The organism is Bartonella sp. AD24XZML (assembly GCF_042196485.1).
Lineage (GTDB): Bacteria > Pseudomonadota > Alphaproteobacteria > Rhizobiales > Rhizobiaceae > Bartonella.
In genome coordinates this window covers 52402-65139 of record NZ_JBHIQH010000084.1, presented here as the reverse complement: position 1 = coordinate 65139, position 12738 = coordinate 52402, and the positions used below count along the sequence as shown (strand labels likewise).

10 protein-coding genes are annotated in these 12738 nt (G+C 38.7%); 4 read left to right on the top strand and 6 right to left on the bottom strand.

Annotated elements, in window-relative coordinates; translation table 11 throughout:
* The first annotated feature begins 78 nt into the window (after nt 1-78).
* Nucleotides 79-1311 (top strand): bifunctional glutamate N-acetyltransferase/amino-acid acetyltransferase ArgJ, encoded by a 1233-nt coding sequence (argJ, locus tag ACFIMX_RS08340; protein ID WP_375694315.1) that lies wholly within the window; start codon nt 79-81, stop codon nt 1309-1311.
* 125 nt (nt 1312-1436) lie between these two features.
* Nucleotides 1437-1850 (top strand): 8-oxo-dGTP diphosphatase MutT, encoded by a 414-nt coding sequence (gene mutT / locus ACFIMX_RS08335; RefSeq protein ID WP_375694314.1) that lies wholly within the window; start codon nt 1437-1439, stop codon nt 1848-1850.
* A 911-nt stretch (nt 1851-2761) separates the two neighbouring features.
* Here the strand turns inward: mutT and ACFIMX_RS08330 are convergent.
* The 4 genes from ACFIMX_RS08330 to ACFIMX_RS08315 form a co-directional block, all read right to left on the bottom strand.
* On the bottom strand, nt 2762-3625 hold the full coding sequence (locus tag ACFIMX_RS08330; protein WP_375694320.1) for an NlpC/P60 family protein: 864 nt from the start codon (nt 3623-3625) through the stop codon (nt 2762-2764).
* A gap of 152 nt (nt 3626-3777) precedes the next feature.
* The gene (locus ACFIMX_RS08325) at nt 3778-5151 is read right to left on the bottom strand and encodes a M17 family metallopeptidase (RefSeq protein ID WP_375694313.1); all 1374 of its coding nucleotides are present in this window, start codon (nt 5149-5151) and stop codon (nt 3778-3780) included.
* Nucleotides 5152-5164: 13 nt separating this feature from the next.
* Nucleotides 5165-6163, bottom strand: a complete 999-nt coding sequence (gene coaA / locus ACFIMX_RS08320) for a type I pantothenate kinase (protein ID WP_375618049.1) — start codon at nt 6161-6163, stop codon at nt 5165-5167.
* Nucleotides 6164-6285: 122 nt separating this feature from the next.
* Entirely contained in the window at nt 6286-7275 is a 990-nt protein-coding gene (locus tag ACFIMX_RS08315) for an asparaginase (RefSeq protein WP_375694312.1), read from the bottom strand.
* A gap of 220 nt (nt 7276-7495) precedes the next feature.
* On the opposite strand from ACFIMX_RS08315, the gene hslV reads away from it, so the two are divergent.
* Nucleotides 7496-8077, top strand: coding sequence for an ATP-dependent protease subunit HslV (hslV, locus tag ACFIMX_RS08310; RefSeq protein WP_012754621.1), 582 nt, complete (start codon nt 7496-7498; stop codon nt 8075-8077).
* Entirely contained in the window at nt 8078-9388 is a 1311-nt protein-coding gene (hslU, locus tag ACFIMX_RS08305) for an ATP-dependent protease ATPase subunit HslU (RefSeq protein WP_375618047.1), read from the top strand.
* A 19-nt stretch (nt 9389-9407) separates the two neighbouring features.
* On the opposite strand, the gene ACFIMX_RS08300 is transcribed toward hslU, so the two are convergent.
* The gene (locus ACFIMX_RS08300; RefSeq protein ID WP_375694311.1) at nt 9408-10403 is read right to left on the bottom strand and encodes a class I SAM-dependent methyltransferase; all 996 of its coding nucleotides are present in this window, start codon (nt 10401-10403) and stop codon (nt 9408-9410) included.
* A 72-nt stretch (nt 10404-10475) separates the two neighbouring features.
* Nucleotides 10476-12668 carry a polyribonucleotide nucleotidyltransferase gene (gene pnp, locus ACFIMX_RS08295; RefSeq protein WP_375694310.1) on the bottom strand — a complete coding sequence of 731 codons (2193 nt, stop codon included), beginning with the start codon at nt 12666-12668 and terminating at the stop codon, nt 10476-10478.
* Nucleotides 12669-12738: the final 70 nt, after the last annotated feature.

Sequence of the window (12738 nt, the reverse complement as noted above, 5' to 3'; positions counted from 1 at the left end):
TGTTCAAAAAGCCTAGCAGTTTTCTATGAGAGGTTATTGATCCGCAATCGGTTCATTTGTTTTTATAGAAAGCATATTGTGGTTTTGAAAATTTCTCCTTTGTCGCCTCAAAAGATCCAGGAGCTTTCTCCATTATTTGGTGTACGGATAGCAACAGCTAAAGCTGGGATTAAATATAAAGATCGTACAGATCTTCTTTTCATCATATTTGATAAGCCAGTGAGTGTGGCCGGTGTTTTTACTCGTTCAAAATGTCCATCTGCCCCTGTAGAGCATTGTCGTGCATCGCTTCCTCATGGGGTTGCGAGGGGTGTTGTTGTGAATTCTGGAAATGCAAATGCTTTTACAGGAAGTAAAGGAAAGCACACAGCCAATGCAATTATTTGTGCAGCAGCGAACGCTTTAAAGGTTAGAGAAGATGAAATTTTTATAGCTTCTACGGGCGTTATTGGTGAGCCAATGGATGCATCGGGTATTGTCAATCTTTTACCAAGTATGACAGAGATAGCAGAAGAGGGAAATTGGTTGGAAGCTGCAAAAGCCATAATGACAACGGACACATTTCCAAAACTTGCGACGCGCACTTTTGACTGTGGGGGAGAGCGTGTTACCATTAATGGAATTGCAAAAGGCGCTGGTATGATTGCACCCGATATGGCGACAATGCTGTCATTTGTGGTTAGTGATGCTACCATTTCTTCGGATGCACTCCAATCCATGTTATCAGAGGCAGTTGAGGGTTCTTTCAATTCAATTACTGTTGATAGCGATACCTCAACTTCAGATACGCTTATGTTGTTTGCGACAGGGAAAGAACATTTTCCATGTCTTACAAGTAAATCTGATCCGCGTTATGGGGTTTTTATGAAACAATTGAGTGCACTTCTTCATGAACTTGCACTACAAGTTGTTTGTGATGGTGAAGGTGCTCGTCATTTAATTGAGGTTAATGTGGTGGGTGCTACAACAAATAATGCAGCTAAAACTATTGCTTTATCAATTGCAAATTCACCGCTCGTAAAAACGGCTATTGCCGGTGAAGATGCGAATTGGGGGCGGGTCGTTATGGCAGTTGGGAAGGCCGGTGTTGAAGTCGATCGTGATCTATTGACGATTTGGTTTGGTGAGCATCGTGTGGCCGTGAATGGCGTACGAGATCCTGAGTATTGTGAAGAGACAATAGGTACTTATATGCAAGGTAAGCACATCACGATTCGTGTTGATATCGGTTTGGGTAAGAGCACGGCGACGGTTTGGTCTTGCGATTTAACAAAAGAGTACGTTATGATCAATAGCGATTACAGAAGTTAATGGATGCACTTTATATTTAACAGTTTATTATTTTTCAGAGCAAATGGGGTATGTGAGCTCTTTTAGGAGCAGAGGGGATATGATAGAAAAATCAGTTATCTTTATGTTCCCTATTGGGGAGTGATATGTGTATGAAAAGTTCCATTCTTCTTGTTGTTGCATGCGCACTGTTAGATCAGAATAATCGTGTTTTGCTTACACAGCGTCCTGAAGGAAAATCGCTGGCTGGTTTATGGGAGTTTCCTGGTGGCAAGGTTGAGCAAGGTGAAACTCCGGAAGCATCATTGATTCGTGAACTAGAGGAAGAGCTTGGTATTTATGTTCAACCAAATAATTTACACCCTTTAACATTTGCAAGTCATAGCTATAAAACATTTCATCTCTTAATGCCATTGTATCTTTGTGACCATTATGAGGGCGTTGCGCAAGGACGAGAAGGGCAAAATTTAGAATGGATTTTTATTAATGATCTTGATAAATACCCTATGCCTGATGCTGATAAACCATTGGTTCAGGTATTGAAAAATCACCTTCTTTAATGTGTTATAAGAAGGAAATATTGTTTAAATATAAATCAATATATTGAGTTATAATGATAATTTATAATTTTTTTATGTTGCATGGGGAAGTCTAGGGTCATAAAAAAATTTCTCATTTCAAATCTGTTTTATGTTAAATTAATCAAAACCATTCTTTTGCACGTTCCAAGCGGGGCGGGTCATGTGGATAAAATTATTTAAGACAGAAATAAATAAAATACGTGCTGAAAGAACACTCTTCAATAGCCAAGGGTTATCGCAACATTGAGAATTGGCAAAGTGTATAATGATGCCTTTGCGCGCTTCATAAGCATAAAAATGGTGGTAGATAATGGATTTATACTTTTCGCGATTATTATTGAGAGATTGTTTTGGATGCATCGAGAGATATTAGGAGTATTTATTTCATAAGATATCGATAATAGGAAAAATTTCAAAAAATGTTGCTTTTGATTAAGAGGGGCATATCCCTTACGTAATATAGAATGCCATTGTGTTGCATATTTACGGGGTTGTTTAAAAGAGATATCTCGCAATAAGCCTATTTCGTGTCGGCACTCGTGAATGGTATAATGGTAAAGCCTTATAAGATAAAATCTATTGAGCGCCACTATCTTTACGCTTATGAAGGAGTAAGCTGGTTCCAATGTTAGTTATGATAGCTCTTGGCATTTGAGAGCATTCAGAAGGGATATTTTTTCTTTTCGTAATCATTTTTACTTATACATCAATTTCGCTTGTGATGAACAAGCAAGCGATTTTGATTGATTCAACATAAAAACAGATTTAAAATAAAAGAATTTTACGATATTTAGAATGCTTGATGCAGAGCGAATGATGGATAGTTATCCTTATAAATCAATCTATTGTATAATAAAAACATTCAATTAACTTTTTATAGGAGGCATGTATTAAGTTTCTTGAATTGGACGGCGTTTTGCGATGGGATATTGATTTTTTTTAGCGATACGCGTAATTGTTTTTTCCAATGGCTCAATCATAACGTCCATAGAAAAACCAGTTGCGTGAATAATATTTGCGTGATCGACCATAATAGCAACATGATCTTTCCAAAAAATTAAATCACCTCGTTGAAGTTTATCAGTATCTGTAAGAGGACTGCCTATAGTTTTTTGCTGCATATCGGTGTCACGTAAAACTATTTGATCAGTCATCATCATAGAGAGCTGAATGAGTCCCGAACAATCAATTCCAAAACCGCTGACACCACCCCAAAGATAAGGTGTACGGATAAAGGTTTCTGCAACTGTGACATAATCTTCATATACGCGTCCAATGGGGCTGAGATGGCTCGTAATGATTGCTGTTCCATTTTCAAGAATAGAATACATTGTGTCACGGACTTCAATTTCATCAACAACACTGACTTTGCTTCCCATAGATAATGGGGATACTATTGGTCCACGTAAGTCAGCGTGTAAATATTTAAATGTGCGTGGTACTGAAACCACATGGGTTTGTTTTATGGTTGATGTACAAAGAACTTTTGTATCAATATAACCGACATAACCATCTTTGAGTGATTGTCCCCACGACAATGTTTCCCCTTGTTCAAAAATGAGAAGTTCTTCTCCCAATAAGCATTCTGTTTGTCTTTCACTTTTTTTACTATTTTCTTTAAAAAGTCCAGCGACCGCTGTATTAACACGTCTTTTTTCACCTTGAACAAAGCGCTGAGCTGTAATTTCTGTTTCAAGACGTTGATCTGCTAGATTATCTCTGAATGCATGAAGTCTTGGGTCTTTAGAGATCATCTTTTTGCTGTCCATTTTGTTACTCCTTACCTTTAAACAAACTCATGAAAACTGTATTGGTAAGGTTTTTATCCTCAAACAAAACTAAGAACACAGTGTAAGACCAATTATTCTTTAAGCTGCAAAATTGTCCATTTTTGTGGATATTTGTGTCAAAATTCATTTTTAAAAATATTATAAAGGGCACGAATAGTTTGTGCTGATCCACCAATAGGGTATCCTGGTTTTTCTTTTGGAACCCATCCATAAAGGTCAAAATGCGCAAAATGTTCAGCTTTTTCAACAAAAGAATTAAGAAATAAAGCAGCCGTTATAGAACCAGCAAAGCTATTTCCAGTTACATTGTTAAGATCAGCAATTGGTGATGATAACATCTCTTGGTAAGGTTTCCAAAGGGGCATTTGCCAAAGAGGATCAAAGACAGCGTGAGCAGATTCAGAAATTTGTTGTGCCCATATTGAATCATTACAATAAAATGCGGGAAGATCTGGTCCTAATGCTATACGCGCTGCCCCTGTTAAAGTAGCCATACAAAGCATGAATTGGGGACTTTCTTCATCACCATAGGCGAGTGCATCGGCAAGGACAAGTCGCCCTTCAGCATCTGTATTACCTACTTCAACACTTAAACCTTTACGACTTTTGAGAATATCACCTGGTCGGTAAGCATTCGCAGAAATTGCATTTTCTACAGTTGGAATCAAAACGCGTAGACGGAAAGGCAATTTTGCATCCATGATAAGTTTAGCCAATCCCAAAACGTTTGCTCCACCCCCCATGTCTTTTTTCATAAGCAACATGTTATTGGCTGATTTAATATCGAGTCCTCCAGTATCAAAAGTTACGCCTTTGCCCACCAACGTTATTTTAGGATGATGTTCTTGCCCCCAGAGTAACTCAATCAGTCGTGGTGCAGTGCTGCCTGCTCGTCCTACAGCATGAATCATCGGAAAGTTATGGGTTAAGAGATCGTCTCCACAAATACTTTTGATATGAGCACCGTAGGTTTTTCCTAGTTTTCGAGCTTCTTTTTCGAGAGCATCAGGGTTCATATCATTGGCTGGAATATTAATGAGATCACGGACGAAAAAGACAGCTTCATAAATTCGTTGGAGCTCATTAAGATCAATAGCCTCATTGACATGGATAGATAATGATTTGAAAGAAGAATTTTGACGATAGCGATTAAATTGATAGCTACCAAATGCCAGTCCAAGATAGGTATTTATTTCATCAGAGGTTGTACCTTCTAAATGCCATTGACCAGCAGGAAGCTTTTGAGCAAGCAGTCCTGTGATAAAAGGATCGTTACCATTGCCAATTCCAAATAAAACTTTTTTTAAATGCCCCGTTTCGTGAGGAATAAAGAGTATTTGTCCTGCTTTACCAGTAAAGTCATTAACTTTTATCCATGCTGTTGTTGACGCATCAAGTGATAAGTTGGCAAGAGTTCTTTGGTTTACCAAGATGATAGGGCAACTGTTATCGATACGCGTTGAGGTAAAATAAATGTGGTGGTGCTGCATAGTTATGAGATCCTTATAGTCGTCTAAGTGCGACATATTCGACCAAATGATTTTTTCCCTTTCGTAGAATGAGATTGGACCGTGGTCGTGTTGGCAATATATTTTCCTGTAAATTTTTTAAATTAATCGTTTGCCAAAGATCCTCAGCGATTTTTGAAGCTTCTTTTTCATTGAGGTGGGCATAACGATGAAAATAGGATTCAGGATTTTGAAAAGCTGTTTTACGCAAACGTTTAAAGCGCTCCAAATACCAGTGACGAATGACTTCTGTTTCGGCATCGACATAGATTGAAAAATCAAAAAAATCTGATACGAAAGGAATAGCTTTCCCATCTTTAGGAAGATCACTGACCTGTAATACATTAATACCTTCAACAATTAAAATATCAGGACGATCAATGGTAATAGTCTGATTTTCTAGAACATCATAGATCATATGTGAGTAAAGCGGGGCACGGACATTTCCGATACCTGCTTTTATAGCCGAAAGAAAGCACAGCAACTTTTTAATGTCATAGGAATCAGGAAATCCTTTGCGATTCATTCGATTTTTTTGCTGTAAGATTGCGTTAGGATAGAGAAAACCATCCGTCGTTATCAGATCAACTTTAAGGCTAGATGTCCATCTTTTCAACAGTTCTTGAAGAATGCGAGCCGTGGTTGATTTTCCTACAGCTACAGAACCAGCAATTCCAATAATAAAGGGCGTTTTTCTACTCTCTTCTTGATGGAGAAACTGCTGACGTTTGTGAAAAAGTTCCTGTACTGCTTCAACATGGCATGATAATAGACGCGATAAAGAAAGATAAATGCGTTGGACTTCTTTAAGATCAATAGGATCATCAATAGAGCGTAAACGCTTAATTTCATCAAAAGTCAAAGTAAGAGGTGTGTTTGCACGAAACTCTGACCATTCTTGTGCAGTAAAAACGCGATAGGGTGAATATCGGTCAGAAACGGATTTGACCAGATTATCTTTCTGATTAATTTTTTGTATAGTCGTATCAATCATTTGTATTGGTCGAGAATTTTTTGCAGCAGCAATTGATTAAGAGTAGACAGATGAGCGGCTTTATTTTCAAGTAAATTTTGTTTTGCATGCTCTCTTCTTTTAAGATAATAGATCATTTTTCATTAACTTATAGTCCAGTCATTCCAGTTTGCACGGATTTGTGCTAATGAGTGCCCTTGCGCCAAAAAAGTCCATAAAAGTAGACGCGCTTTTACGGCTGATAAATAACCAGACATGAGAGCACCAGAAGCAATCATATCGATTTCGGAGCCTTTATAGCCATAAGTTATACGAGTTGTTGAGCCATTACAACAACGACTAGCAATAATGATTGGTATTTTTTGTGCATATTGTTGTACAAGGTCTGCTTCTTGAAAACTACAGTGTCCTGCACCAAAACCAGCAATAACAACTCCAGCATAATACCCACTTTCAAGGCATAGTTTCATTAATTTTGCATCAGATGATAAAGAGGAATAGAGGAGTGCAATTTGATGATCATGGTTTTGGGGAAGATCAAACGTTTTGGGGAAAAATTTTCGATCATTGAAATAAATAAGTTTTCCCTCTAAAATAGTTCCTAAAACACCTGCAAGACCTGATTGAAATGTTTCGACTTTGATGGTATGGCTTTTATAGAGCCAATAAGGTGAATGAATTGCATCATTTATGACAACGAGAACGCCCCTGTTACGACTTTGTGTGGCTGCTGCGACACGAGTGGCTGCTAAAATGTTGGCGGGGCCATCGGCGCCTGCTTCATGAGGCATGCGCATAGCACCGGTTATGATGAGTGGTTCGGCTTCTTTCCAATAAAGAGAAAGAAAAAAAGCTGTTTCTTCCAGAGTATCAGTTCCTTGTGTTAAAACAATACCTTCTGCACCAGCGTTTATTTGTTGTTTTGCCCACTTAATTATTTCAAAAAGCATTTGAAACGATAAAGATCCACTTGGTATTTGCATTAATGTTTGTGCATGAATATCAGCAACGTTATTTAAAACAGGAACACTTTTTATGAGGTTATCTGAAGTTAAAGTCGGTTGCATGTGACCAAAACTATCAGCAGTCATTGCAATTGTTCCACCTAAGGTCCCTATGGCTATTTTTTTCATAATTTTCCTCTAAAAAGCACAAACTGTTTATATAAAGCTGTTTAGCAGTAATTTACATTGACAACAATGATATCATTTTTCCATTTTCAACAAATTGAGTTATGCTGAATCATTGTGTTTTGCTGTATATGTTCTTAAATAGGACAATAGTAATTGAGTTTTACATTGTATGAAAAGAAATCAATATTAAAAAGTAAAGTTAATATTAAGGAGTTTCCTTATGACAGAACATAAGCCAGACATAATGTATGGTACAACAATTATTACGGTACGAAAAGGTGGAAAAGTCGTGATGGCCGGGGATGGTCAGGTCTCTCTTGGACAGACAATTATGAAAGGTAATGCACGTAAAGTGCGTCGTCTTGGAAAGAACGGAGTGGTTATTGCTGGTTTTGCTGGTGCTACGGCAGATGCTTTTACATTACTGGAGAGATTGGAAACAAAGCTTGAGCAATATCCTGATCAGCTTATGCGTGCTTGTGTGGAACTTGCAAAAGATTGGAGAACAGATCGCTATTTGCGTCGTCTCGAAGCAATGATGCTAGTGGCTGATAAGAAAGTAACTTTGGCTCTAACAGGGCTTGGTGATGTCTTAGAACCAGAAGATGGGGTTATGGCAATTGGCTCTGGAGGAAATTTTGCTCTTTCAGCAGCGCGTGCACTCATGGATTTGGATTTGGATGCAGAAACTATTGCTCGTAAAGCTATGGCTATTGCCGCTAAAATTTGTGTTTACACCAATGATCATTTTACGATTGAAACATTGGATGCAGAATTATCTTCTTTAGAGAAAGCTATTTAAATGTGTGTTGTATTTTCCCCTCGTGAAACTGTTTCTGAACTTGATCGTTTTATTATTGGCCAAAATGATGCCAAACGCTCTGTAGCTATTGCACTGCGCAATCGGTGGCGTAGGCAACAGCTTGATGCGCCGATGCGTGAAGAAGTTATGCCAAAAAATATTTTAATGATAGGGCCAACAGGAGTTGGTAAAACTGGTATTGCACGTCGATTAGCAAAACTTTCTGGAGCACCCTTCGTTAAAGTAGAAGCAACTAAATTTACTGAAGTTGGTTATGTGGGACGTGATGTTGAGCAAATTATTCGAGATCTTGTTGAAATTGCCATTTCTCTTGTGCGTGAAAAGAAACGGGATGAAATAAAAGAAAAGGCTCACGTGAATGCTGAAGAGCGCGTTTTAGACGCCCTTGTTGGTAAAACAGCCAGTCCCGCTACCCGTGATAGTTTTCGTAAAAAATTGCGTGGAGGTGAATTGGATGAGAAAGAGATTGAAATTGAAGTAGCCGATAATAATAGCAATAGTGCTTCAACCTTTGATATTCCTGGTATGCCTGGGGCACAAATGGGTATTATGAATTTATCAGATATTTTGGGCAAAATGGGCAGTCGTACAAAAGTCCGTAAGACGACAGTAAAGGATTCTTTTAAACCGCTCATTGATGATGAATCTGAAAAACTCCTAGATCAGGAGCAAATTATTCAAGAGGCGCTTCGTGTTGCTGAAAATGACGGTATTGTTTTTATTGATGAGATTGATAAAATTGCAACCAGGGATGGTGGAGCAAGTGTTGCGGTTTCGCGTGAGGGCGTTCAACGGGATCTTTTGCCTTTGGTTGAAGGAACAACAATTGCTACAAAATATGGGCAAATCAAAACAGATCATATTCTTTTTATTGCCTCAGGTGCATTTCATGTTTCCAAGCCATCTGATTTATTACCGGAACTTCAAGGACGTTTGCCCATCCGTGTGGAGCTCAACCCTTTAACAAGGGAAGATTTACGACGCATTCTAACAGAACCAGAAGCCAGTTTGATTAAACAATATATTGCTCTTATGGCAACAGAAGAGGTTCATTTGGAAATTACCGATGATGCAATTGATGCTTTAGCAGATATTGCTGTAGATTTAAATGCAAGGATTGAAAATATAGGGGCACGTCGTTTGCAAACAGTGATGGAACGCGTTTTGGATGAGATTTCTTTCACTGCACCTGATAAAGCTGGAACATCGTTTAAAATTGATGCTGCTTACGTGAGAAAATCTATTGGTGAGCTTGCTGCTGATATCGATCTTTCCCGTTTTATTCTTTGAAAGTTATTGCTTGTTCTGTTTATCTGCGTGCTTCGATAATTTTGAAACCATGGGCTTGTTCATGTATCAACACTGTGCGGAAAATATTTTTTAATAATGTTTCATAAGGCAGGTGGCGGTTTGCAACAAAAAGCAGACTGCCGTTTGGCTTTAAGCACTTTGCAGCATTTATAATAAAATTTTTTCCTAATGAAACATCTGTTGTTTGTTGTGTGTGAAACGGTGGATTTGAAATGATTGTGTCATATAGATTTGTGATAGGTTCATGTACAAGGTCATGCCAATAAAAATGAATTGGAAAAGGAGCTGTTATGGATTTAAGGTGCTGTTTTGCTGCTCTCAAAGCATTGTAGTCTGCTTCATAAAGGTCTAGAGCGGTGAGTTTTTCACTTCTTTCAAGCGCAACGTGAGAAAGATAACCCCATCCAGCACCAAAATCAGCCGTTTTTCCAGAAATAATTTTGAGCATATAAGAAGCAAGCGCAGCAGATCCTGGATCAATACGTCCGTGTGAGAACATACCAGAAGTGGTTTGAAATTTACCGAAAGTGAGCGGTGGTGAGCGCAATTGCGCAATGTTATGTCTCTCAATTTGTTGAGGAACTTGCAACCAAAATACAAGACCATGATTTTTAGACAATTTATTGGTGATGGGAACAATTGTTTTGACCCATTTCATCATTGAAGCAGCACCAGCAGTTTTATCTCCACTGATTACAATCCATCCATTGGGTTTAACGCATTCTAATAAATCAAGAAAACAATTTTGGTTCAAACCACGATATTTGCTCAAATGTAAAAATGCACCATCATAGCTGAAAGTTTTATCTATTTGAGGAGAGCAGTGAAATTGAGTATCGACAAATTTTAAAAAATCTGGTCGCCAAGGCGTAATAACTTTTAAATTTTGTGCCCATTCTGGAGCTGGGATTTCTGTTAAACCAAAACTTAGCCAACACTGGTTTGGATCAGGATACGGGAGTTCATGATTTTCAAAAGGCAAAAATAATGACACATATGACTCTTTTAAAGAAAAATGCCACTCCAATGTTGGGATGGCATTTCATGATACGATAAGAGGAAAAACTTACTCTTCTTTCTTACGGCGGCGCTTATTTTCAGGTTGTTTTTTTTCATCCACGTACTTTTCTTCATTGATTGCTTCATCACCGGTGATTTCCTTTCCGGTTGTTTGATCAACGACCTTCATTGATAATCGAACTTTTCCACGCTCATCAAAGCCCATTAATTTAACCCAAACTTTGTCACCTTCTTTTACAATATCGGTTGTTTTGCTGACGCGTTCTGATGCAAGCTGAGAGATATGAACGAGTCCATCACGAGAACCAAAGAAGTTTATAAACGCACCAAACTCTGCAGTTTTTACAACTGTTCCTTGGTAGATAGCACCAACTTCAGGCTCATCGACAATAGAATGGATCCAACGTTTTGCTGCTTCAATGGTTTTAGCATCAGCAGAAGCAATTTTAATGGTACCATCATCTTCAATATTAATTTTTGCTCCCGTTTGTTCCACGATTTCCCGAATAACTTTACCACCAGAGCCGATAACATCACGGATTTTATCGACAGAAATATTCATAACTTCGATTCGTGGAGAAAATTCACTCAGCTCAGCACGTGCACTGGTTAAAGCTTTCGCCATCTCATTAAGGATATGGATTCGTCCACCTTTGGCTTGTTCAAGCGCGATTTTCATAATCTCTTCGGTAATACCATCAATTTTGATATCCATTTGCAAGGCAGTAATACCATTTTCTGTTCCTGCGACTTTAAAATCCATATCTCCAAGATGATCTTCATCCCCTAAAATATCAGAAAGAACAGCAAAGCGTTCTCCTTCTTTAATCAAGCCCATAGCAATACCAGCAACAGGGCGTGCTAGGGGAACACCAGCATCCATAAGAGCAAGTGAGGTTCCACAAACCGTTGCCATAGAAGAAGAGCCATTGGATTCAGTGATTTCTGAGACAGCACGAATGGTATAAGGAAAAGATTCTTTCGTTGGCAACATGGGGTGAATTGCCCGCCATGCCAATTTGCCATGTCCAATTTCACGACGACCAGGAGAACTAAGGCGTCCCGTTTCACCCACTGAAAATGGTGGAAAATTGTAATGGAGAAGGAATGTTTCCTTATACATTCCTGTCAAGGAATCAACATATTGTTCATCTTCACCAGTTCCCAATGTTGCAACGACAATTGCTTGTGTTTCTCCGCGGGTAAAGAGTGCTGATCCATGTGTGCGGGGTAAAATACTTACTTCTGATTGGATAGGGCGAACGGTAGAAAGATTGCGTCCATCAATCCGCTTTTGGGTATCAAGAATGTTTCCGCGAACAATTTTTGCTTGCAACTGTTTAAATACGGTTGCAATTTGATCTGCACTAAATTGACAATCTTTTTCTGTTTCTGGCATAAATTTATTGAGGATTTCTGTCTTTAGTGCATCAATTGCAGCATAACGTTCTTGCTTATCAGTAATTCTGTAAGCCTTTCGTATATCCTGTCCTGCCATTTTCTGCATCGCTTTTTCAAGTTCAGAAAGATCTTCAGGAACAAAATCACGAGGATCTTTTGCAGCAACTTCAGCAAGCTTTATAATGGCATCAAGGACAGGTTGAAGGCCTTTGTGACCAAACATCACAGCTCCCAACATGATATCTTCCGGTAATTCTTGTGCTTCTGATTCAACCATCAAAACAGCACTTTCTGTTCCAGCAACAACAAGATCAAGTTTTGATTCAGGCATTTCATCGATATGAGGATTAAGAACATATTGTCCATTACAATAGCCAACGCGGGCACCAGCTATAGGCCCCATGAAAGGAACACCTGACAGGGTCAATGCGGCAGAAGATGCAATCATCGCAAGGATATCGGGATTGTTTTCGAGATCATGCTGTATAACGGAAACAATAACTTGTGTATCATTTTTATATCCCTCAACGAAAAGGGGACGAATTGGGCGATCAATCAAACGTGAAACCAAAGTTTCATTTTCACTTGGTCGACTTTCACGTTTTAAATAGCCCCCAGGTATTCGACCAACAGCATAGGATTTTTCTTGATAATTAACGGTGAGTGGAAAAAAGTCCTGGTCTGGTTTTGGGATTTTGGCCGATACAACGGTTGCTAAGACAATCGTTTCTCCATAGGTAGCAATCACTGCACCATCAGCTTGACGCGCTATTTTCCCTGTTTCAAGGGTAAGCGGACGCCCGGCCCATTCAATTTCTATCTTGTGCGTTTTGAACATTTTTTATCCTTAATGACCAGTGTTTAAATCTTTGATTGCTCACATTCTGGTTTTGCGTAGCATACTTCCA